Raw genomic sequence first — 21911 nt, 5'->3', positions numbered from 1 at the left:
TTAATGCTAATAATTGTGCATTTTTATCGCTTAAACGCTACTTGGGGCTTATTAGTTGCATAGTGAGGGTGAATAGCAATATCGGCTTTGTACCATTGTTGAATAGCGTTTTCGGTAAGAATTTCTTCTGGGCTACCTTGTGCTTGGATTTTTTGTTCGGCAAGTAATATGATGTGATCGCCATATAACGAAGCTAAATTGAGATCGTGCAGAATGCAACAAACCGTTAGCCCTTTCTGGTCACAAAGTTCTCGCATTAAACGTAAACACTGCTGTTGGTGGTGTAAATCGAAAGCAGACGTAGGCTCATCTAAAAAGAGTAGTTTTCCCGACATATCTTCTTGCCATAATTGTAATAATGCTCGAGCAAGTTGTGTACGTTGTTGTTCACCACCTGAAAGCTGTCGATAAGATTTATTGAGTAATACTTGGCAATCTGTTTTAGCGATAACTTCGGGAAGATATTGTTCAATCTCTTTTGCTCGGCGGTGGTAGCCTCCCATTCTAATCACTTCTTCAACAGAAAATGGAAAGTTTAACTGGCTGTGCTGACGCATTACAGCACGTTGTTGGGCTAATTCCATTGGGGCATAATCATTCAGATTTTTTTGTTGGAAAATGCACTGCCCAGTGTTTGTTGTGAGATAACCTGAAAGTAAACGCATTAGTGTTGATTTCCCAGCACCATTTGGGCCTATCAACATAGTGATTGTGCCTTGTTTAAGCTCTAGGTTGATATTTTGTAATAAGGTTTTACCTTGGATTTCAAAGCCTATATTTTCGGCAAAGAACAAGCGGTCAGATTTAGGGGAAAATTTGCAACTCATTTTGTTCCCTCACGATAGCGGATAACAAGCCAAAGAAAATAAGGTGCACCGATAAAGCTAGTTAGCATTCCAACAGGTAATTCAGCAGGAGAAACCATTGTTCTTGCTAAGGTATCAGCAACAAGCAGTAGAATAGCACCACAGAGTGCAGAGGCTGGTAAAACCCAACGGTGATCCGCACCAAATTTAAAACGAACTAAATGGGGAATGACTAAGCCGATAAAGCCAATAGCACCGCTAACAGCAACAGCTGATCCTACTAATAACGCACCAAGTAAAATCAGTTGTTTTTTCAGACGAATTACATTTACCCCAAGATAATGAGCTTCTTCATCACCAAGTTGCAGTAAGTTTAGTTTATTCGCGAGCGTGAGAGCATAACAAGCGGTCAATAAAATAACACAACTTGCAATAATAACAGGCTCCCATTGTGCTTGCCCAAGGCTACCCATTGTCCATAGACTAAATTGGCGTAATTGTTGATCATTACTAATATAGGTTAGGATACCAACGATAGAGAAACAAAGAGCATTTACTGCAATCCCTGCAAGCAGTAGTTTACTCACTGACGCTTGGGAGCGATAGCTAAGAAAGTAAATTAAACTTGAAACAATAACACTACCAATAAATGCCGCAATCATTGTGCTATATAACCCTAGATCGCTAGGCAGCAAATTCGGTAACATAATGGAAATGCCCACCGCTAACGCTGCACCACTATTTACGCCGATTAAAGCAGGATCTGCCATCGGATTATGGAATAAACCTTGAAAAAGCGTTCCAGAAACAGCAAGTGCTAATCCCACAACAATGGCTAACAGAATGCGTGGCACTCGAATGTTTAGCCAAATTTGCCACTGGCTGTCGTCAATATTAGCGTGCCATAAATCGTGCCAAGTGAGCGATAATGCCCCGATATTTGAAGCAATTAACATTGTTAGCAATAGCAGTATTGCTAATGCGATAAGCCAACGGGATTTGTTCATTACGGGCTAGCCTTTTCAACCGCTTGACGCATTTTGTGTAATTCTTGTGGAATTGTTAAACCAAATGCTAAAAAAGCAATATCATCAACGACAACGACTTGTTTTTTCTTACCTGCTGTTGTGTGTGCAATACCTGGTAATTCCCAAAGTTTATCAACTGAGCCAAGGCTCTCAACACCTAATGATGTCAGTACGATTAAATCCGGATTGGCGGCAATAACGCCTTCTTGTGAAATCGGTACAAAACGAGCCGCATTTCCCATTGCATTTTTTGCACCAACCAGTTTAATCGCACTATCGGCAACGGTATCAGCTCCTGCAACCATTTGATTGTGTCCTGCACGAGTTAGAATAAAGAGAACTTTAACATTACGAGGCGAATTCTCTACTGCTTTCATCTCATTTGTAAATTTTTCGCTTAGAGTAAGCGCTTCTGGTTGCTTATTGAGTAGTTCTCCAATACGAGTAATTTTTTCTACTACACTTTCAACAGAATACTTAAAAGGAACTTGCTCAACAGTTACGCCAGCGGCTTTTAACTGTTCAAATACAACAGCAGGTTGTGCTACTTGAGTGGCAATAATTTTATTTGGTTTTAGGGCTAAAATCCCTTCAGTATTGAGCTGACGCATATAACCCACATCGGGTAGACTTTTGGCTCTTTCAGGAATAACACTGGTACTATCACGTCCCACAAGTTGCTGTTCTGCATTTAACGCATAAATAATCTCAGTAACATCGCCACCAATACTGATAATACGTTCTTGAGCTATTAAGTTTGTACTGAATAGTGTGATGGAAGCGGTAAGATAAGCGAATAATTTTGCAAGTTTCATTGAAAATTCCTAATCAAAGTAAAATAATTCCCGTATTTTACAGATATGATAACAATTCTCAATAAAATTATAATGAGATTATTTTCTGCAATGGATTGTCGAGAGAGTAGGAAATCGTTAGAATTCCACACAGTTTTTTATGAGGAAATGACTATGTCAAAATCAAACAAATATCGTTATTTAGCGATACTGGGTGCTATTTTAGCGGTTGGCTTAATGGCTTCAGCCTTTATTTTAGGACATCAATTTAAAAATTTTCAGCAAACTGGTGTGATAACTGTAAAAGGATTAGCAGAAGCAGAACATAAAGCCACTGTAGGTACTTGGTCTATCAATATCAGAGCTTGGGGGCGTGATTATGCCGAAGCGATGAAAAATAACCAACAAAACTTAAATGTCGCAGTAAAATTTTTAAAAGAGCAAGGATTTACTGAGCAAGATAGAGCCATTACCGATCTTTCTGTCAATGCCCATACTGAATACTATACTGATGAATTTGGGAAAGAACGCTCTCGTCATAATGGATTTGTGGCATCACGAGCTATCACTATTTCAACTAAAGAATTGTCAAAATTACAACAGGCTTTAGCACAAATTCAGAATTTGCGTGCTGAAAATCAGAACATTGATTTTTCTAGCCCAAACTATTATTTGGAAAATTTAGAAACGATTAAGCGTGATTTAATTGCCAAAGCAACACAAGATGCTTATGTGCGTGCAGAAGAATTTGCCAAAACCAGTAATGTGAAAGTCGGTTTATTAAAATCAGCATCACAAGGATCATTTGATATTCAATCAACTTCACCAACGAGTGAAGATACAAGCGATTACGGTGGCGGTTATGATACAAGTACAATAGATAAAAAAGTACGCCTTGTGGTTACGATTCAATACGCTATCAATTAACATTTTAGAAGCGGTGGTTTTTGCTAAAAATTTTGTAAATCTCACCGCTTGTTATGGAAATCATAGAAGGAAATATAATGTCGTTAGATCTGTCTGAAATTCGTCAGCAAATTACCCAAATTGATCGTGATTTACTCAAATTATTATCAGAGCGTCATCGCCTTGCCTTTGATGTGGTAAGAAGTAAAGAGATCACGCAGAAACCATTGCGTGATGTTGAGCGTGAGAAACAATTATTACAAGAGTTGGTGAATTTTGCTCAAGCAGAAAATTATCAGCTAGATCCGCAATATGTTACTCAGATTTTCCAGCGAATTATCGAAGATTCTGTATTAACTCAGCAGAATTATTTGCAAAATAAACTCAATGAAATCAAAGAGAGTAGTATTTCAGTCGCATTTTTAGGAATGCGAGGTTCTTATTCACATTTAGCCTCTCGTCAATTTTTAAAGCAGGTTTCTGAATCTTTAATTGAATTAAGTTGTGAATCATTTAATCAAGTCTTTCAAAAAGTGGAAAAAGGTGAGGCAGATTACGGTATTTTGCCATTAGAAAATACCACATCAGGATCGATTAACGAGGTTTATGATCTATTACAGCATACAGATCTGACATTAGTTGGAGAATTAGCCTATCCGATCAAACACTGTGTATTAGGTAATGGCAATATCGATCTCGCTCAAATTGATACGATCTACACACATCCGCAACCTGCTCAGCAATGTAGCCAGTTTTTACAAGGACTTGATAAAGTACATATCAAATATTGTGAAAGTAGCTCACACGCAATGCAGTTAGTCGCTCGTTTAAATAAACGTAATATTGCGGCGTTGGGTAATGAAGATGGTGGAAAATTATATGGTTTAAATGTAGTTGAGACTGATATTGCCAACCAAAAGAATAACATTACTCGTTTTATTGTCGTTGCTAAAGAGCCTGTCAAGGTTTCGCCACAAGTCCAAACTAAAACGCTATTACTGATGACGACAGGTCAAGAAGCTGGAGCATTAGTTGATGCCTTAACGGTTTTCAAAAAACACGATATTCGAATGACAAAACTAGAGTCTCGCCCAATTTATGGCAAACCTTGGGAAGAGATGTTCTATGTAGAATTAGAAGCGAATATCCATTCTGCACAAACGCAGCAGGCTTTAAATGAGCTAGAAACTGTAACCAGTTATTTAAAAGTATTAGGTTGCTATCCAAGTGAAATTATTGAGCCAGTAAAAATCTAAGGTATTACATAGTAAACACGTTATCGTTGAGTAAGATACAAGGGGCTAATGTAATTAGCCCCTACAGACTGATGACAAACCCTAATTTGTTGTATTCAATAAACGGACACACGCAGTGTGCCCCTACACAACAAAATAAAATTTGTTATTTTTCAATCAGTTATGATTTTTCTTGTAGGGACGCACTGAGTGCGTCCGAATGAACAAAGACTTTGTCAATGATCTGAAGGGGCTAATGTAATTAGCCCCTACGAGTAAATACTCACGAATATAGATAGGTTTTGTTGGTAACAACGCAATATCTAGTAACCGTAGGAGCAAATCACATTTGCCCCTAAAACTTACAATATATCTCTATTTCGTTATGTTTAAGCCCAATTCTCACAGTACTCGCAGTCGTCCTCGTCCTACATTTAAGACAAAAAATAGCCGCCGTCCTACGCCTAAGCTAGTCGATACGGTGTTGATTTTGTTTAATAAACCCTATGATGTGCTTACACAATTTACTGATGAACAACAACGTCAAACCCTCAAAGATTTTATTCATATTCCAGATGTTTACCCTGTTGGGCGATTAGACAGAGATAGTGAAGGGTTATTGCTACTGACAAATAATGGCGAAATTCAGCATCGTCTTGCCCACCCTAAATTTGATAAAGAGAAAACCTATTGGGTACAAGTAGAAGGTATTCCACAAGAAAATGATCTGCTTAAATTACGCCAAGGAATTGAGCTGAAAGATGGTAAAACTAAGCCTGCTAAAGTTAAAATTATCAATGATCCCGAACTAAATTGGGTAACAGCCCCTAAAATTCGTGAGCGTAAAACGCTCCCTACAAGTTGGTTGGAATTAACCATTAGTGAGGGAAGAAATCGCCAAGTTCGCCGTATGACCGCACATATTGGTTTTCCAACATTACGCTTAATTCGAGTAGCAATTGGGCAACTACAGCTTGGGGAGCTATCTGCTGGGGAGATGCGAAGGCTAAGTGAAGATGAGCGTAATAAACTTATTCGTCAGATGGGTTTAAATCTTAAATAAGCGGGCTTTTTTGGCAAAAAATTTGCAAATAACAAAGCATTTTTGACTTAAACAGAGTAAACTAATGTCAATTTTTAGTAATGAGGATATGTCTATGGCAATTTTAGTAACAGGTGGGGCAGGTTATATTGGCTCGCATACCGTTGTAGAATTATTAAATCAAGGAAAAGAGATTGTTGTTTTAGATAATCTATCGAATTCTTCTCCAATTTCTTTAGAACGTGTAAAGCAGATTACGGGGAAATCGGTATCATTCTATCAAGGTGATGTTTTAGATCGTGAAATTCTACGTAAAATTTTTGCGGAGCATCAGATCGATTCTGTGATCCATTTCGCAGGCTTAAAAGCAGTGGGTGAAAGTGTACAGAAACCATTGCATTATTATCAAAATAACGTTACAGGTTCGATTGTATTAGTCGAAGAAATGTTGAAAGCAAATGTGAATACCATTGTATTTAGCTCATCAGCAACGGTATATGGCGATCCTGAAATTATTCCTATTACTGAATCTTGTGCGGTAGGTGGCACAACAAACCCTTATGGTACATCGAAATATATGGTTGAGCGTATTTTGGAAGATACAGTAAAAGCCTACCCACAATTAAGTGCAGTTGTACTACGCTATTTTAATCCTGTGGGGGCACATTCAAGCGGTTTAATTGGCGAAGATCCAAATGGTATCCCAAACAATTTATTACCTTATATTAGTCAAGTTGCAGTTGGTAAATTGCCACAACTTTCGGTATTTGGTAGCGATTATGAAACTCACGATGGCACAGGTGTGCGTGATTATATCCACGTGGTTGATTTAGCCGTAGGGCATTTAAAAGCACTTGAAAAACACCACAATGATGCAGGTTTCCACGTCTATAATTTAGGCACAGGGACAGGCTATTCGGTATTAGATATGGTTAAGGCGTTTGAACAGGCGAATAATATCAATGTGCCTTATAAACTTGTTGATCGTCGTCCTGGAGATATTGCTGTATGTTATTCCAATCCAGAAAAAGCGTTAAAAGAGCTAGGCTGGAAAACGCAATATGATCTAACCCAGATGATGAAAGATACTTGGAATTGGCAAAAAAATAACCCGAATGGGTATAAGGGGGCATAAATGTCCGATATGGTAAAACCGTCAATTTGGCGGCAAATTTTTAGTTATAAAATGCTACTCTGTGTGTTTACAGGGTTTACATCAGGGCTACCACTCTATTTTTTATATCAACTGATTCCTGCGTGGCTACGTTCAGAACAAGTTGATTTAAAAACTATTGGTTTTTTTGCCCTTGTCGGTTTGCCATATACTTGGAAGTTTTTAGTTGCCCCGTTATTTGACCGATACTACCCGAACTTTTTAGGTCGCCGCCGTAGCTGGATGCTCTTTACCCAAGTTATCTTATTTGGCTTAATTGCTTGTTTTGGTTTGTTTAATCCAACTCAAGATATTAAAGCGGTAATGGTACTATCTGTTGCAGTTGCCGCAACTTCGGCTGTTCAAGATATTGTGGTTGATGCTTATCGCCGAGAAATTCTGAGTGATGAAGAACTAGGCTTAGGTAACTCCATTCATATCAATGGCTATCGTATTGCAGGGTTAATTCCTGGTGGCTTGGCATTGATTATTTCTGATCATTATGCGTGGGAAACGGTGTTTATGTTTACTGCTCTATTTATGATACCAGGAATGATATTGAGCTTATTTTTAAGTAAAGAGCCTAAGATTTTACAAGATAATCGCCATTTACCCTTCCACGAAGCCTTTATTATCCCATTTAAAGAATTTTTTCAACGTAAAGGCATTTGGGCTGCGATTGGTACTCTGACCTTTATGCTACTATATAATCTTGGTGATTCTTTTGCTGCTACTTTACAAAGTGCTTTTATTTTAGATATGGGATTTAGCCGTACAGATTTAGGTACAGCGGTGAAAATCAATGGCTTATGGGCATCTATTGTGGCTGGTATGATCGGCGGAGTAATGATGTTGCGTATTGGAGTAAACCGCTCCCTTTGGATCTTTGGTGTGTTCCAAATGTTAATGTTGCTTGGCTTTGCTTGGTTAGCAAGTCACGGTAAATTTGAAACGATTGGAGCTTATGAGCGTTTTGCACTTTCTGCGGTAATTATCGGTGAATATATTGGTATCGGATTAGGCACAGCGTGCTTTGTAGCATATATTTCACGCGAAACAAATCCACTTTATACCGCAACGCAATTTGCTATTTTCACAAGTTTAACCGCAATTCCGAGCAAATTGATTGGAGCAACATCAGGGGCATTAGCTGAAAGTGTTGGGTTTTACCAGTTCTATTGGATCTGCTTCTTTATGGCAATTCCAGGAATGCTCTGTTTATTCTGGGTTGCACCTTGGAATGCAAAAGAAAAGTCGGCATAACAAGCGGTTAGATTTTAGAAAAGTTTTGCAAAATTTATTTTGTCAGATTATTGACAAAGTCTTTTTCATTCGGACGCCAGCGTGGCGTCCCTACAAGGAAAGTTATAACCAATTGAAAAATAACAGATTTTATTTTGTTATGTAGGGACGCCACGCTGGCGTCCGTTAATTGGATACTACAAATTGGGGTTTGTCATCAGTCTGGCAAAATTTATTTTGTTTTATGTTTAATGTTAATTTGAGGTTCTTATGAAAATTATTTTATTGGGTGCACCAGGTGCAGGTAAAGGAACACAAGCACAATTTATGATGAATAAATTTGGCATTCCACAAATTTCAACGGGGGATATGTTCCGTGCAGCAATTAAAGAAGGCACAGAATTAGGTAAACAAGCTAAAGCGTTAATGGACGAAGGAAAATTAGTGCCTGATGAATTAACTGTTGCATTAGTAAAAGATCGTATTGCTCAACCAGACTGTGCAAATGGTTTCTTATTAGATGGTTTCCCTCGCACTATTCCACAAGCTGATGCGTTAAAAGAAGCTGGTGTAAAAATTGACTTCGTCTTAGAATTTGATGTTGCTGATGAAGTCATTGTTGAGCGTATGAGTGGTCGCCGAGTACACCAACCATCTGGTCGTACGTATCATATTGTTTACAACCCACCAAAAGTGGAAGGCAAAGATGATGTAACAGGTGAAGATTTAATTATTCGTCAAGATGACAAACCTGAAACTGTATTAGATCGTTTAGCTATCTACCACAAGCAAACCAAACCGCTTATCGCTTATTACACAGCAGAAGCGGAAGCAGGAAATACACAATACCACCGTTTAGATGGCACACAACCTGTTGAAGCAGTGAGTGCGGAATTAAATAAACTATTAGGTTAATAAATAAATTAACTCAACGAAAAAATCCTTGTTAGCTTAACTAACAAGGATTTTTGCATTCTCAGCTTATAACAATTTGATAAAAATTTGCTTATAGCTTACAACAACTTATGGAAGTAACATACTACCTTGAACAATAATATCTACTCGTCTATTTTGAGCTCTACCTAACTGAGTACTATTACTTGCGATAGGCTTAGCTTCGCCATTACCTCGAACGCTAATCATTCTACCAGGAACACCATACCCTAATAATTCATTTGCAACAGCCTGTGCTCTACGTTTAGATAACTGAACATTATAAGAAGCATTACCAACATTATCTGTATTTCCTTCTACAATAATATGGTTGATAGTCAGGATATTACGGTGAATACGTCCTGCAGCTTCTCTGATACTATCTTGAGCAGAAGGCTTAATTGTTGCACTATCAGTTGCAAAATAAGTATCTGAAGGTAATGAAATAGTCGTTCCCGCCACACAACCTGTTAGCATTGTAATGACACTGGCACTTAAAAGTAGTTTTCTCATTTTGATTTCCTCAAAGAAACATTGTTTGTATATCCTTTAGACAATTGTATTTTTAAAAGTAAAATTTGTAAAGTCTATTTTATTAAAATACTTGCTTCACTGTTATCAATACAAACTGATAACTCTTTTTATTAATCTCTTACCCTTGAAACTTCATTTTTTTACCCCATTTACCTCCCACTTTTATATAAATAATTCAAATGATCTAAGAGGACAATATGAGTACAAATCAAGAAACGCGTGGTTTTCAATCTGAAGTCAAACAACTGCTTCAATTGATGATTCACTCACTCTATTCAAATAAAGAAATTTTCTTACGAGAGCTCATTTCCAACGCATCGGACGCAGCAGACAAACTCCGTTTTAAAGCACTCTCTAACCCAGATTTATATGAAGGCAATGGTGAATTGCGTGTGCGTATTAGTGTTGATGAAACACTTGGTACTATTACAATTAGCGATAACGGCATTGGTATGAGCCGAGAGCAAGTTATCGATCATCTTGGCACTATCGCCAAATCTGGCACAAAAGAATTTTTAAATGCCTTAGGTAGCGACCAAGCCAAAGATAGCCAGTTAATCGGTCAATTCGGTGTGGGCTTCTATTCAGCATTTATCGTAGCGGAAAAAGTAGTTGTACGTACTCGTGCGGCAGGTTTAGCAGCTTCTCAAGGTGTTCTATGGGAATCAAAAGGCGAAGGTGATTATACCGTTGCTGATATTGAAAAAGCCGATCGTGGCACTGATGTTATTCTCTACTTGCGTGAAGATGAAAAAGAGTTTTTAAGCGAATGGCGTTTGCGTGATATTATCAGCAAATATTCCGACCATATCGGCTTACCTGTTGAAATTCAAACCAAAGAATTTGATGACGAAGGCAAAGAAATTGGCACTAAATGGGAAAAAATCAATAAAGCCCAAGCTCTTTGGACTCGTTCAAAATCGGATATTTCGGACGATGAATACAAAGAGTTTTATAAACATATTAGCCACGATTTTGCCGATCCGCTCCTTTGGTCACATAACAAAGTGGAAGGCAAACAAGAATATACCAGCTTACTTTATGTACCAAGCAAAGCACCTTGGGATCTCTTCAATCGTGATCAAAAACACGGCTTAAAACTCTATGTGCAACGTGTGTTTATTATGGACGATGCCGAAGTCTTTATGCCTAATTACTTACGCTTTATGCGTGGTTTGTTAGACTCCAACGACTTGCCTCTCAATGTTTCTCGTGAAATTTTACAAGATAACAAAACCACTGCGGCACTTCGTTCAGCTTTAACAAAACGCACCTTACAGATGCTTGAAAAACTGGCGAAAGATAATCCTGAAGAATATCAACAATTCTGGAAAGAGTTCGGCTTGGTACTAAAAGAAGGTGTGGGTGAAGATTTTGCTAACAAAGAACAAGTTGCAGGACTATTACGTTTTGCCTCAACCCATAGTGATAGTAGCGAACAAGCGGTGAGTTTAGCGGATTATATTGCAAGAATGAAAGAAGGTCAGAAAGCGATCTACTTCCTAACTGCAGACAGCTACCAAGTTGCTAAAAATAGCCCGCATTTAGAACTGTTTAACAAAAAAGGCATTGAAGTTTTACTGCTTTCAGACCGTATTGATGAATGGATGTTAAGCTATTTAACCGAATTTGACGGTAAACCATTACAAAGCATTACCAAATCAGATTTAGATTTAGGCGATCTTGCTGATAAGCAGGAAGAAGAGAGCCAAAAAGCTCAAGAGGCAGAATTTTCCTCATTCTTAGATCGTGCTAAAAATTACTTTGGTGAACGTGTCAAAAAAGTAGTATTAACTCACCGCTTAACTGATACGCCTGCGGTTGTTTCTACGGACAGTGACGAAATGGGGACACAAATGGCAAAACTCTTTGCCGCAATGGGGCAACAAGCACCTGAAGTTAAATATACCTTTGAGCTAAACCCAGATCACGCAATGGTAAAACGTGTGGCAGATATTGCCGATGAAGATCAATTTAATGAATGGATTGAGTTACTCTTTGAACAAGCACTTCTTGCTGAACGTGGCACATTAGAAAACCCAACTGCGTTTATTAAGAGAATGAATAAGCTGTTGGGATAATTTTTACTTCTTCTGCTGCTCTGCTCGTTTACGACGAATCTCTTTCGGATCAGCAACGAGTGGGCGGTAGATTTCGATCCTATCGCCATTTTCAACTAGATCGATGAGTTTCGCAGGGCGGCTAAAAATGCCGATCTTATTTTCTCTTAAATCTATTTCCGTATATTTTTGCAATACGCCCGATTGTAAAATCACATTCTGAATTGAGATCGGATTCTCTAATTCGATCTTTTTCAAAAAATACTTTTCGGGATAAGCATAAACCACTTCTACCACAATTTTTTCTTTTTTCTCAGCATCAGACACCGTAGATCTCCTTAGCTCGTTGTTTAAACGCATTGACCATTTTTAAAGTAAGTTCATTAAAAATCTTGCCAAATGCCATTGCAATTAAGGTATTTGAAAATTCAAACTCAAGCTGTAAGGTAATTTTACAACTCTGCTCGTCAAAGGGCTGAAACGTCCAGTAGCCTTTCAAATAACGAAAAGGCCCGTTTAATAGCTCCATTGTGATTTTCTGATTCGGGATCATCGTATTGTGCGTACTAAAACGCTGACTAATTCCCAGTTTCTGAATAACAAGCTCTGCATTCAGCTCATTTTCACCTAAACTTAGCGTACTTGCTCCCACACAGCCAGATAAAAATTGTGGGTATTTTTCATAGTCGTTTACAAGTTGATACATCTGCTCCGCACTATAAGCAACAAGGGCAGATTGGTTAATAATTGGCATAGTGATTGAGTGTAAAATTGATCGATATTGCTAGTTTAGCATAGTTACAAGCGGTCGGTTACTGTCAATTTTTTGCAAATCGGAGTAGAATTGAGCTAACCATCTTTATTTAGGCTAAATAAGAACAGAGGTACATTATGCAAAACGAACCGATTCGCTTAACCCAATATAGCCACGGTGCTGGCTGTGGCTGTAAGATTTCCCCTAAAGTTTTAGAACAAATTTTGCATACGGAACAAGCAAAATTTATCGATCCGAATTTATTAGTCGGCAATGAAACAAAAGATGATGCGGCCGTCTATGATATTGGTAATGGTGTCGGTATCGTTAGTACAACCGATTTCTTTATGCCAATTGTTGATGATCCTTTTGATTTTGGGCGAATTGCTGCCACGAATGCGATTAGTGATATTTTTGCGATGGGGGGCAAACCTATTATGGCAATCGCTATTTTGGGTTTTCCAATCAATAAATTACCTGCCGAAGTCGCACAAAAAATTGTAGAGGGTGGACGTTTTGCTTGTCAGCAAGCTGGTATCGCTCTCGCTGGCGGTCATTCTATTGACTCGCCAGAACCTATCTTTGGTTTAGCCGTAACAGGTATTATCTCAACGGAGCAAGTGAAGAAGAATGCGTCTGCTCAAGCTGGCTGTGAATTATTCTTAACCAAGCCATTAGGCATCGGTGTACTGACTACCGCCGAAAAGCAAGGAAAACTCAAAACTGAACATAAAAACCTTGCTCGTGATGTGATGTGCCAGATGAATTTAATCGGGGCTGAATTTGCAAAAATCCCTGAAATTACCGCAATGACCGATGTAACAGGCTTTGGTCTATTAGGGCATCTAACCGAAATTTGCCAAGGCTCTCAATTAAGAGCTGAAGTATATAGTGAACAAATCCATACCCTTGATGGCGTAAAAGAATATATCGCTCAAGGTGCAGTACCTGGTGGAACACAACGTAATTTTGATAGCTATGGGCAATGGATTTCGCCATTAACCGATGAACAAAAAGCCATTTTATGTGATCCACAAACATCAGGAGGTTTACTGATTGCGGTTAAACCTGAAGCAGTCAGTTTCGTTCAACAAATTGCAAAAGCAGCTCAAGTTCCACTTTATCCTGTTGGAAGACTGTTTGATGCAGACAACAGCAAAGCATTGATTGAGGTAAAATAATGGCTGAAGGGTCAGAAACACAAGAAAAGTTAAATGTTGATGTGGTGATTGTCGGCGGTGCTATTACAGGTTCTATCCTTGCACTTGCATTGAGTTCCGCCACTACTCATCAGCTTAATATCGCGATTATCGAAAAAAGCTCGCCAAATTATGCGGAACAAGGGGGATTTGATGCTCGTTCCATTGCTCTAGCTTATGGTAGCTTGCAAAAATTAGCGAAAATTGAACCGCTTGTTGGCGGCAATCTCTCTGAACGTATCCGAAAAATCGCTACATCAATTCAACAAATTCACGTTTCTGACCAAAATCATTTTGGCAAAACCACTTTAAAAGCTGATGAATTAGCTTTACCGCAACTAGGCGTGGTGGTTGAGCTGGCAACGCTAGGTGAACAGCTTAACCAACTGATTGCTCAGCAACCGAACATTCAACTATTCTGCCCTGATACCGTTGCAAAAATTGAGCGTGATCTTACCGCTTGCCAGATTACCTTACAAAGCAATAAACAGATTACAACATCTCTACTCGTTGCCGCAGATGGCATTCAATCTCAAATTGCTCAACAATGTGGCATAAGCACTGACTTTATTCGAGATTATCAGCAGTCAGCAATCATTGCTAATGTAAAAACAACCGCTCCACATTATAACCAAGCCTTTGAGCGTTTTACCAAACAAGGCCCATTCGCCCTACTTCCTTTGGCTGACAATACAATGTCGCTCGTTTGGTGCTTGCAAGATCCTACTCAAGCGATGACAATGTCTGACACAGACTTTTTACAGGCTATTCAACAACAATTTGGCTGGAAATTAGGGAAATTTACTCAAGTTAGCAAGCGTTTTGTCTATCCTCTCTCATCTCAAAAGGCAAGCTCACATATCCACCATAGATTAGCAATTGTAGGTAATGCTTCACAGCTACTACACCCTGTTGCAGGGCAAGGGTTTAACTTAGGAATGCGAGATCTCTTTGCTTTAGCAAATCTTGTTGGGCAGGCTTTTATGAAAAAAGAAGATATTGGTGGCTCTGCATTATTGAACGAATATGAACAACAGCGTTTAGCCGATCAACAGAGTATTATGCAAACCACAAGCGGTTTGATCTCGCTATTTTCTTGCGATTTTCTGCCTGTTCAAATTGCCCGTAATCTAGGCTTAATTACCTTAAACCACTCAAAACCATTACGCAACTTTGTCGCCCACCAAGCGTTAGGGTGGTGAGAGATGTAATGGACAAAATAGTCGATAAAAAGTACTTAAAGCCCCTAATATTAAATACATTAAAATAGGTATTTTTAATATCGCTTCAGGGGCTTTATCAATATCATTGCACTATTTCTTCAGCCTTACTTTCATCAATGGAATGAATTTCTTCCAGTTTTACCATTGCCCCCTGAATAGTTTGCTGAATTTCTAGGGAAATTAAACCACGCAATAACGTTTCAATATCTTTCACTTTATTCACCGCAGTATTTCCTTCGTCATCAAAATATCCTTGTTCTTTCAGTGTTCCGCTAAAGGTTGAGAACAGTGATTTATCGAAAAATTCAGGAGCATTGATGCCGTGTAATACTGATAAACGTTGGGCAATCGAACGGCTCTCTTTTTCTAATTCATTACGGCTAATATCAGGTTGTTCAATTAAAATACTCAAGCTGATGTAATAGCGTTGTAATAACTCACGAATTGCGGCTGCGTGAAGTTGTAAAGTTCGAATACGTTGGCGATTGATCATAAACATTTCGCTTTCATTTTTAATAATATTTTGGCGACTAAATTCCGCTAAGATATCTTCAATATGTGTACGAACTTGGTCTTCCGCAAAATGTAAAAAGAGTTCGGCTTGTAAGAATGGATAAATACGCTGAACGCTTTGCATAATCAGATCTTTGGATACTGCCTCGTGATGCAACACAATGCTTGCAACCAAAGAAGGCAGAACAAATAGATGTTGAATATTATTACGGTAATAAGTCATTAGAACTGCCGATTGGCGATCTAAACGGATAATTTCACCAAAGTTATCTTTCTCTACAATTACTCCCGAACGTGGTAGTGTTACGACGTGTTCTAGCATTTCACTCGCTGTTTCCGTTGGAACGGTAATGTCCTTACTATACGGTACATTTTTAAATAATTGCACATAGCTTTCAATCTGCTCAATGAGCTGTTCTTTCGTAAGAGAACGTTGGCGTGATCCCAGTAAAACAGACCCAATTAAGTTTTTTGCATTGACAGCGGCTGCATTATTGATATTCACCATCACTTGTTTTGATACTGACTCGACAGCATTATTCAGCCATTTTGGACGAGAACCTTCTTCAAGCGGTGCTTTCCACTCAGGAAAATGCGAATTTAAGTAGTTATTTAACTGGATAGGCTCACCAAAGTTCACAAAACCTTGTCCAAGGTTACGCAATTTTTTGATAACTCGGAGCACTAGACCTGCATTTTCTTTCTCTTTTTCTGCACCTCGTAGCTCTTTTGCATAGGTATCTACTTCTAAAACGTGTTCATAGCCGATATAAACAGGCACAATACTAATTGGGCGAGAAAGTCCACGCTGTAAGGCTTGTAAGGTCATTGACATCATTCCTGTTTTCGGCTCAAGTAAACGCCCAGTACGAGAACGTCCACCTTCGATAAAGTATTCTACTGAATACCCACGATAGAATAATTCAGCTAAATACTCACGGAAAATCGTGGAATAAAGGCGATTACCTTTAAAAGTCCTACGGATAAAGAACGCTCCCCAGCTACGGAAAATCGGGCCTGCTGGCCAAAAGTTTAGGTTGATACCTGCTGCAATATGTGGCGGAACTAAGCCTTGATGGTAAAGGATATACGAGAGCAGTAAATAGTCCATATGGCTACGGTGGCAAGGCACATAAACTAATTCGTGCCCTTCCAATGCTAATTTACGCACACGCTCTGCGTATTGCACATTGATGCCCTGATAAAGTTTGTTCCAAAGCCAACTTAATACTCGATCTGCAGTTCTTAAACTTTCGTGGCGAACATTTGCGGCAATTTCATCAAGAATTTTTTCAGCTTCTTTGCGTGCTTTTTCAGGCGAACTTTTTGGTTTTTGAGCTTCATCTTCAATGGCAGCTAAAATAGCAGGAGATTGCAATAATTTATTAAACATTGCTTCACGATCAGGTAAGCGTGGGCCTGTTGCAGAATAACGCTGTTTAGCAAAGTGCATTTTGGCAACACGAGCTAATTTTTGAGCGATACCTTGATCTGCCCCGTGAGCTTCTACCATATAACGTAATGAAACGGCTTGAGAAAAACGAATAAAATTATCACGTCCAAACCAAATCATTGTCATTAAGCGTTGTAATGGCCCTAGTAAACGTAAAACAGGTAAGCCTTTTTCTTTCCCCGGAGCTCTCCCCCATAGCACAGAAACAGGAATAAGCTGTACATCTAACTCCGTATTCGTCCGATGAAGATCTAAATAGCGATAAAATACCGTTTCTGTTTCACTTTTTGCCCCTTTAGACTTAAAAAAGCGTCTACCTTCATCTAAAAAAACATAGCGTGGTAAGACTTGTCCTTCAATCTCATTCGGCTGTAATGGATCAGGCAAATTCAAGGCTAAACAATCTTTCTGTAAAATTAAAAGGTCGGTTTGTGAAGTATAAGGTAATACATAGATAAACGGCTGTTTAGGATTCAGCCCTAGCTCTTCAATCGGGTGAGTAGGAATAGAACGAGATTTCACTAATAAAGAGAGCGGTATATTTAAAAACTTACGATAAATATTAAGTAATGCTGACATTTTTGTATCCTTTTGAATAATTATGGTCGGATTAAGCGAATTTTAGCATAAATTCTTATAGAAAATGGTATTTGTTAGTTACAAATCCACATTTACTGTATATAATGACACTATATTCTGTATATAAAGACAGTGAGGATTTATGAAACGCCAACATTTAACCGCTCGCCAACAAGAAATTTTTGATTTTGTAAAACAGCATATCGAAAGCACAGGTATGCCACCAACGCGTGTAGAAATTGCTCGTGAAATTGGTTTTAAATCACCCAATGCAGCAGAAGAGCATCTGAAAGCCTTAGCTCGTAAAGGGTATATTGAAATGTTATCTGGCACATCTCGTGGTATCCGTATTCTTGTTGAAGATGAAAATAGTGCAGCAAATGATGAAGAAGGTTTACCGCTGATTGGCAAAGTTGCCGCAGGCACACCAATCCTTGCGGTAGAACATATTGAAAACCGCTATCCTGTCAATGGGGCAATGTTTTCGCCACAAGCGGATTATTTACTTAAAGTCAGTGGCAACTCAATGGAAAAAATAGGTATTTTAGATGGCGATCTACTGGCTGTTCACCGTACCCAATCGGTCCGTAATGGACAAGTGGTTGTAGCTCGTGTAGATGATGAAGTAACGGTTAAACGTCTAGAAAAGAAAGGCGAACTTATTTACCTACACCCTGAAAATGATGAACTACAAGCGATTGTTGTTGATCCAAGAACATCTTTTATTGAAATTGAAGGCATTGCAGTAGGTGTAATTCGTAGTAATGCGTGGATGTAGAATTAAGTAAAATGCAAATAAGCGGTCGAATTTGACCGCTTGTTTTCCTTTATAATTGAACCTGTTTTGCCATCTCAATATTTTGGCGGTTTTCAACCAGTGTTCTCAAATAAACTACTTGGATTACTGCAGGAATAGTCACTCGATAAGCTGGACCTGCAACATCAATAGCAGTAAATAAAGCAGTAATTGCCCAACCAATAGGACCAACTAAAAGTGCTGCTCCTCTTGCTAAAGCTGCATTACCCGCCAACGCTAAACCTCGTCCAACCAAAGCTTTTAATACGGCATTTGCAATCACTAACGTTAGTTGATAAGACTTAAATCCACCCATTTTAAAAATAGTAATAAACATACCCATCATTATTTGTGGAGTTGGCTTATTTTGATTATCAAGCCCTAATTCTTTGGAAAGCTGTTCTAATTCCTCGGGTTTCATTTCATCCAATGCTTTTTCTAAAATCTTCATCAAGAGATTCTGTTCAATCTGTTTTGTTGAAGAATTTTTGTTGTAGTTCACTTTCATTTTATCGCAAACATCGCATAGAACCTCTTTATATGGAACACCTCTCTTTCTGAAGAAATTAACAATAGAATTTCCACCAAATAGCTGAATTTCTTCTGCAATTTCTTCCCAGTATTTTTGGTGATCAGGATAGTAGCGTTTATATTTCGTATTTTTTGTCAAAAATTCCGTCCAGCGACTTTCTCCATCTTTAGGATCATGCGTCAATAAGTAAACCAAATCATTTAGTTCTTCTGATGAACAAGTGCCTAAAAATTCAAGATCAGGATCGTAGCGATATGCCATATAAGCTCCTTAAAATTATGGATTAGAAAACGAATTTATTCTATTTTTTAAGCAATACTGCTACAATCAACCAACAGTTATACTTGGCTACCCAAGTTATTCTATAACCTACCGAAAAAGAGTTTTTTATGAATATTCGTGACCAGTTAAGGCAAAATATCCGTGATATCAGGGAAGATAAAAATTTAACCCAAGCGGATATGGCGGAAAAATTAGGAATGTCAGTAACAGGCTATGCCAAGTTAGAACGGGGCGAAAGTCAAGTTCGAGTAGAACGATTACATCAAATCGCTCAAATCTTTGAAGTCAGTGTAGAAGATCTAATGGCAGGTGATAACGAAGGTGTTTTAGTATTCAATAATTCCAATGATAATTTTAGTAATTCAAGCAACTTTAGTGTTGCTTTAGGAAATCCAGCTTTGGAAGGCGAAATCGCTCATTTACGCTATATTATTGATGCTAAAAATGAGCTACTTGACGCTCGAGAACGTGAAATTCAATCGCTTAAAGCTCAGATTACCGCTTTAAATAAAGTCATTGAACGTTTAGAAGGTAACTAAAAAGTTGCTATAAGCGGTCAGTTACACAACATTTTTCACAAATTTGAGATTGCAAATAGTGAGAGAAAAATTCAAAATAGCGGTTTGATTTTTCTAAAAATTTACCATTTAAGTGAGTGATTATGAATGTAGCAGAATTTCATCAAGAAATAGAAAAAGTATGGGAACAGATCGAAGAACAGCTAGAAGAACAAGGCTGTGATGTAGATTGCGAAACACAAGGTGCGGTATTTACCATTACTTTTGATGATGACTCTCAAATTGTGATCAATAAACAAGAAGCAATGTTAGAACTTTGGTTAGCAAGCAAATTAGGAGGTTTCCATTTTGCCTATCGTGATGGCGATTGGGTAAGTGCCGAAGGGCGTTCTTTTTGGGTTCATTTAGAAGAAGCCGTTGCTCGCCACGGAGAAACTCTCTCTTTTAGCTAATGCCCATCTCAAATCTTGCAAAAGCCAAAGAAGTTTTACATAACGTCTTTGGCTATCAATCATTCCGACAAGGTCAATCTGAAGTAATTGACGCTATTCTTACAGGTAAAGATTGCCTTGTCATTATGACTACTGGTGGCGGTAAATCGTTATGCTACCAAGTGCCTGCGTTATGTTTAGACGGCATTACATTAGTGATTTCCCCTCTCATTTCGTTAATGAAAGATCAAGTAGATCAATTATTGACAAACGGTGTGGAAGCAGCCTATCTCAATTCAACTCAAACCTTAGAAGAGCAACAGAAAGTTGAGCAAAAAGCCCTATCAGGACAACTTAAATTACTTTATCTTTCACCAGAAAAAGTAATGACATCAGGCTTTTTTCACTTTATTTCACATTGCAAAATAAGCCTAATTGCTGTTGATGAAGCTCACTGTGTTTCACAGTGGGGACACGATTTCCGCCCTGAATATACTTTACTCGGTGGATTGCGAAAAACTTTCCCAAACATACCGCTTGTCGCACTCACTGCAACAGCCGATCCTACCACTCGAGTGGATATTTTACAGCACCTAAAATTACAAGATCCGCATACCTATCTAGGTAGTTTTGACCGTCCAAACATTCGTTATACCGTACAAGAAAAATTCAAACCAACAGAGCAGTTAATTAAATTTATTTTAAGCCAGCAAGGTAAAAGTGGCATTGTTTATTGTAATAGTCGCAAAAAAGTAGAAGAAATTACCGAAAAATTAGCAGCTAAACGAGTAAGTGTAATGGGCTATCACGCAGGAATGACAATGCAAGAGCGTGAAACGGTACAAAATGCTTTTCAGCGAGATAACATTCAAGTGGTAGTGGCAACAGTGGCATTTGGAATGGGGATCAATAAATCGAATGTCCGCTTTGTTGTGCATTTTGATTTACCCCGCAGTATTGAATCCTACTATCAAGAAACAGGACGGGCAGGGCGAGATGATCTTCCCGCAGAAGCGGTGCTTTTTTACGATCCTTCTGATTACGGTTGGTTAAATAAAGTCTTATTAGAAAAGCCCGAAACGGATCAACGCCAAATTGAGCAACATAAATTACAAGCGATAGGGGCATTTGCTGAATCTCAAACCTGTCGCCGTTTAGTATTACTCAACTATTTCGGTGAATCTCAGCAACAGCCTTGTAAAAACTGCGATATTTGTTTAGATCCACCTAAACAATACGATGCCTTAGTTGATGCTCAAAAAGTGATGTCCGTTATTTATCGAACAGGGCAGCGTTTCGGGCTACATCACGTTATTGCGGTATTACGCGGATTGAACAACCAAAAAATTCGAGAATTACAACAAGATACTCTTTCAGTCTATGGTATCGGTAAAGATAAATCACAAGAATACTGGATAAGTGTAGCTCGTCAGCTTATCCATTTAGGGCTTATCCGCCAAAATATTGTAAACCATTCAGCATTACAATTGACCGAATCTGCCCGACCAATTCTGCGAGCAGAAACAAGTTTATCACTTGCAATGCCACGACTGAACTTTTCTGCAACGGCTTATGTACAAAAACAGCAAGTTAATCACCGTTATGATAAAGATTTGTTTGCTCGTTTACGCTTCCTACGCAAGCAAATTGCCGATAAAGAAAATATTCCACCTTATGTCGTTTTTAATGATGCGACATTACAAGAAATGGCAGAATATCTACCGAGAACCGAAGATGAGATGCTAGAAATCAATGGTGTTGGTGAAAGAAAACTAGAGCGTTTCGGTGAATTATTTTTGAATTTAATCAATGAGCATTTGGATTATAGAAAGCTATAAAAAATTGATATTACCAATACTAATTGCCATTTAAGGAAAATAATTTACTAGGCTTTTCCA

The 21911-nt window shown here is 38.4% G+C and carries 21 protein-coding genes; 13 read left to right on the top strand and 8 right to left on the bottom strand.

Annotated elements, in window-relative coordinates; genetic code table 11:
- Window positions 1–23 precede the first annotated feature (23 nt).
- The 3 genes from ACWIW0_RS03100 to ACWIW0_RS03090 are packed head-to-tail and all read right to left on the bottom strand — an operon-like array spanning window position 24 to window position 2649.
- Complete coding sequence (locus ACWIW0_RS03100) at window positions 24–827, bottom strand: heme ABC transporter ATP-binding protein (RefSeq protein ID WP_454452161.1); 804 nt, start codon at window positions 825–827, stop codon at window positions 24–26.
- The gene (locus ACWIW0_RS03095; protein ID WP_454452160.1) at window positions 824–1813 is read right to left on the bottom strand and encodes a FecCD family ABC transporter permease; all 990 of its coding nucleotides are present in this window, start codon (window positions 1811–1813) and stop codon (window positions 824–826) included. Before ACWIW0_RS03095 ends, ACWIW0_RS03100 begins: the two co-directional genes overlap by 4 nt.
- Window positions 1813–2649: a heme/hemin ABC transporter substrate-binding protein gene (locus ACWIW0_RS03090; protein ID WP_454452159.1), complete on the bottom strand. Its 837-nt coding sequence runs from the start codon at window positions 2647–2649 to the stop codon at window positions 1813–1815. Before ACWIW0_RS03090 ends, ACWIW0_RS03095 begins: the two co-directional genes overlap by 1 nt.
- A 153-nt stretch (window positions 2650–2802) precedes the next feature.
- Between ACWIW0_RS03090 and ACWIW0_RS03085 the strand changes: the two genes are divergently transcribed.
- The 6 genes from ACWIW0_RS03085 (at window position 2803) to adk (ending at window position 9121) form a co-directional block, all read left to right on the top strand.
- A complete protein-coding gene (locus ACWIW0_RS03085) occupies window positions 2803–3555 on the top strand; it encodes an SIMPL domain-containing protein (RefSeq protein WP_454452158.1) in 753 nt (250 codons plus the stop codon).
- A gap of 77 nt (window positions 3556–3632) precedes the next feature.
- Window positions 3633–4790 (top strand): prephenate dehydratase, encoded by a 1158-nt coding sequence (pheA, locus tag ACWIW0_RS03080; RefSeq protein WP_454452157.1) that lies wholly within the window; start codon window positions 3633–3635, stop codon window positions 4788–4790.
- A gap of 364 nt (window positions 4791–5154) precedes the next feature.
- Window positions 5155–5832, top strand: a complete 678-nt coding sequence (locus tag ACWIW0_RS03075) for a pseudouridine synthase (RefSeq protein ID WP_454452156.1) — start codon at window positions 5155–5157, stop codon at window positions 5830–5832.
- A 94-nt stretch (window positions 5833–5926) separates the two neighbouring features.
- Window positions 5927–6946, top strand: coding sequence for a UDP-glucose 4-epimerase GalE (gene galE, locus ACWIW0_RS03070; protein ID WP_454452155.1), 1020 nt, complete (start codon window positions 5927–5929; stop codon window positions 6944–6946).
- Entirely contained in the window at window positions 6947–8227 is a 1281-nt protein-coding gene (locus ACWIW0_RS03065; protein WP_454452154.1) for an AmpG family muropeptide MFS transporter, read from the top strand.
- A 249-nt stretch (window positions 8228–8476) separates the two neighbouring features.
- Window positions 8477–9121, top strand: coding sequence for an adenylate kinase (gene adk / locus ACWIW0_RS03060; protein WP_157395469.1), 645 nt, complete (start codon window positions 8477–8479; stop codon window positions 9119–9121).
- Between the two features lie 108 nt (window positions 9122–9229).
- Here the strand turns inward: adk and ACWIW0_RS03055 are convergent, their stop codons facing one another.
- Window positions 9230–9652 carry an OmpA family protein gene (locus ACWIW0_RS03055; RefSeq protein ID WP_157394607.1) on the bottom strand — a complete coding sequence of 141 codons (423 nt, stop codon included), beginning with the start codon at window positions 9650–9652 and terminating at the stop codon, window positions 9230–9232.
- Between the two features lie 218 nt (window positions 9653–9870).
- Here ACWIW0_RS03055 and htpG point away from each other — a divergent pair, with 218 nt between their 5' ends.
- On the top strand, window positions 9871–11754 hold the full coding sequence (gene htpG, locus ACWIW0_RS03050; RefSeq protein WP_454452153.1) for a molecular chaperone HtpG: 1884 nt from the start codon (window positions 9871–9873) through the stop codon (window positions 11752–11754).
- Window positions 11755–11757: 3 nt separating this feature from the next.
- Here htpG and ACWIW0_RS03045 read toward each other — a convergent pair whose 3' ends face one another.
- Together ACWIW0_RS03045 and ACWIW0_RS03040 are read right to left on the bottom strand one after the other, a co-directional pair.
- Window positions 11758–12093 (bottom strand): RnfH family protein, encoded by a 336-nt coding sequence (locus ACWIW0_RS03045; RefSeq protein WP_454452152.1) that lies wholly within the window; start codon window positions 12091–12093, stop codon window positions 11758–11760.
- Window positions 12053–12487: a type II toxin-antitoxin system RatA family toxin gene (locus tag ACWIW0_RS03040; RefSeq protein WP_157394604.1), complete on the bottom strand. Its 435-nt coding sequence runs from the start codon at window positions 12485–12487 to the stop codon at window positions 12053–12055. Before ACWIW0_RS03040 ends, ACWIW0_RS03045 begins: the two co-directional genes overlap by 41 nt.
- Window positions 12488–12624: 137 nt before the next feature.
- Here ACWIW0_RS03040 and selD point away from each other — a divergent pair, with 137 nt between their 5' ends.
- Together selD and ubiH are read left to right on the top strand one after the other, a co-directional pair.
- Window positions 12625–13668, top strand: a complete 1044-nt coding sequence (gene selD, locus ACWIW0_RS03035) for a selenide, water dikinase SelD (protein ID WP_454445779.1) — start codon at window positions 12625–12627, stop codon at window positions 13666–13668.
- Window positions 13668–14888 (top strand): 2-octaprenyl-6-methoxyphenyl hydroxylase, encoded by a 1221-nt coding sequence (ubiH, locus tag ACWIW0_RS03030; RefSeq protein WP_454452151.1) that lies wholly within the window; start codon window positions 13668–13670, stop codon window positions 14886–14888. Before selD ends, ubiH begins: the two co-directional genes overlap by 1 nt.
- A 103-nt stretch (window positions 14889–14991) precedes the next feature.
- Here the strand turns inward: ubiH and plsB are convergent, their stop codons facing one another.
- Window positions 14992–17454, bottom strand: a complete 2463-nt coding sequence (gene plsB, locus ACWIW0_RS03025) for a glycerol-3-phosphate 1-O-acyltransferase PlsB (protein WP_454452150.1) — start codon at window positions 17452–17454, stop codon at window positions 14992–14994.
- A 142-nt stretch (window positions 17455–17596) separates the two neighbouring features.
- Here plsB and lexA point away from each other — a divergent pair, with 142 nt between their 5' ends.
- Entirely contained in the window at window positions 17597–18232 is a 636-nt protein-coding gene (gene lexA, locus ACWIW0_RS03020) for a transcriptional repressor LexA (protein WP_157394168.1), read from the top strand.
- 49 nt (window positions 18233–18281) lie between these two features.
- Here lexA and ACWIW0_RS03015 read toward each other — a convergent pair whose 3' ends face one another.
- Window positions 18282–19043, bottom strand: coding sequence for a DUF3944 domain-containing protein (locus ACWIW0_RS03015; RefSeq protein ID WP_454452149.1), 762 nt, complete (start codon window positions 19041–19043; stop codon window positions 18282–18284).
- Window positions 19044–19171: 128 nt separating this feature from the next.
- On the opposite strand from ACWIW0_RS03015, the gene ACWIW0_RS03010 reads away from it, so the two are divergent.
- The 3 genes from ACWIW0_RS03010 (at window position 19172) to recQ (ending at window position 21851) form a co-directional block, all read left to right on the top strand.
- Window positions 19172–19603, top strand: coding sequence for a helix-turn-helix domain-containing protein (locus ACWIW0_RS03010; RefSeq protein ID WP_454443461.1), 432 nt, complete (start codon window positions 19172–19174; stop codon window positions 19601–19603).
- A gap of 122 nt (window positions 19604–19725) precedes the next feature.
- A complete protein-coding gene (gene cyaY / locus ACWIW0_RS03005) occupies window positions 19726–20034 on the top strand; it encodes an iron donor protein CyaY (protein WP_157394167.1) in 309 nt (102 codons plus the stop codon).
- The gene (gene recQ / locus ACWIW0_RS03000; RefSeq protein ID WP_454452148.1) at window positions 20034–21851 is read left to right on the top strand and encodes an ATP-dependent DNA helicase RecQ; all 1818 of its coding nucleotides are present in this window, start codon (window positions 20034–20036) and stop codon (window positions 21849–21851) included. Before cyaY ends, recQ begins: the two co-directional genes overlap by 1 nt.
- The last annotated feature ends 60 nt before the right edge of the window (window positions 21852–21911 follow it).

The sequence above is a fragment of the Ursidibacter sp. B-7004-1 genome, from assembly GCF_053654055.1.
Note: the sequence above shows the minus strand (reverse complement) of the source record. Positions and strands in the feature narration are given on the sequence as shown.

What these genes read in the sequence shown, in the direction of transcription:
- ACWIW0_RS03075 (WP_454452156.1), top strand. Translation starts at nt 5,155, where the DNA reads ATGTTTAAGCCCAATTCTCACAGTACTCGCAGTCGTCCTCGTCCTACA.
- ACWIW0_RS03090 (WP_454452159.1), bottom strand. Translation starts at nt 2,649, where the DNA reads ATGAAACTTGCAAAATTATTCGCTTATCTTACCGCTTCCATCACACTA.
- ACWIW0_RS03085 (WP_454452158.1), top strand. Translation starts at nt 2,803, where the DNA reads ATGTCAAAATCAAACAAATATCGTTATTTAGCGATACTGGGTGCTATT.
- ACWIW0_RS03015 (WP_454452149.1), bottom strand. Translation starts at nt 19,043, where the DNA reads ATGGCATATCGCTACGATCCTGATCTTGAATTTTTAGGCACTTGTTCA.
- ACWIW0_RS03045 (WP_454452152.1), bottom strand. Translation starts at nt 12,093, where the DNA reads ATGCGTTTAAACAACGAGCTAAGGAGATCTACGGTGTCTGATGCTGAG.
- recQ (WP_454452148.1), top strand. Translation starts at nt 20,034, where the DNA reads ATGCCCATCTCAAATCTTGCAAAAGCCAAAGAAGTTTTACATAACGTC.
- ACWIW0_RS03055 (WP_157394607.1), bottom strand. Translation starts at nt 9,652, where the DNA reads ATGAGAAAACTACTTTTAAGTGCCAGTGTCATTACAATGCTAACAGGT.
- htpG (WP_454452153.1), top strand. Translation starts at nt 9,871, where the DNA reads ATGAGTACAAATCAAGAAACGCGTGGTTTTCAATCTGAAGTCAAACAA.
- ACWIW0_RS03100 (WP_454452161.1), bottom strand. Translation starts at nt 827, where the DNA reads ATGAGTTGCAAATTTTCCCCTAAATCTGACCGCTTGTTCTTTGCCGAA.
- cyaY (WP_157394167.1), top strand. Translation starts at nt 19,726, where the DNA reads ATGAATGTAGCAGAATTTCATCAAGAAATAGAAAAAGTATGGGAACAG.
- galE (WP_454452155.1), top strand. Translation starts at nt 5,927, where the DNA reads ATGGCAATTTTAGTAACAGGTGGGGCAGGTTATATTGGCTCGCATACC.
- ACWIW0_RS03010 (WP_454443461.1), top strand. Translation starts at nt 19,172, where the DNA reads ATGAATATTCGTGACCAGTTAAGGCAAAATATCCGTGATATCAGGGAA.
- ACWIW0_RS03095 (WP_454452160.1), bottom strand. Translation starts at nt 1,813, where the DNA reads ATGAACAAATCCCGTTGGCTTATCGCATTAGCAATACTGCTATTGCTA.
- pheA (WP_454452157.1), top strand. Translation starts at nt 3,633, where the DNA reads ATGTCGTTAGATCTGTCTGAAATTCGTCAGCAAATTACCCAAATTGAT.
- ACWIW0_RS03040 (WP_157394604.1), bottom strand. Translation starts at nt 12,487, where the DNA reads ATGCCAATTATTAACCAATCTGCCCTTGTTGCTTATAGTGCGGAGCAG.
- ACWIW0_RS03065 (WP_454452154.1), top strand. Translation starts at nt 6,947, where the DNA reads ATGTCCGATATGGTAAAACCGTCAATTTGGCGGCAAATTTTTAGTTAT.
- ubiH (WP_454452151.1), top strand. Translation starts at nt 13,668, where the DNA reads ATGGCTGAAGGGTCAGAAACACAAGAAAAGTTAAATGTTGATGTGGTG.
- plsB (WP_454452150.1), bottom strand. Translation starts at nt 17,454, where the DNA reads ATGTCAGCATTACTTAATATTTATCGTAAGTTTTTAAATATACCGCTC.
- selD (WP_454445779.1), top strand. Translation starts at nt 12,625, where the DNA reads ATGCAAAACGAACCGATTCGCTTAACCCAATATAGCCACGGTGCTGGC.
- lexA (WP_157394168.1), top strand. Translation starts at nt 17,597, where the DNA reads ATGAAACGCCAACATTTAACCGCTCGCCAACAAGAAATTTTTGATTTT.
- adk (WP_157395469.1), top strand. Translation starts at nt 8,477, where the DNA reads ATGAAAATTATTTTATTGGGTGCACCAGGTGCAGGTAAAGGAACACAA.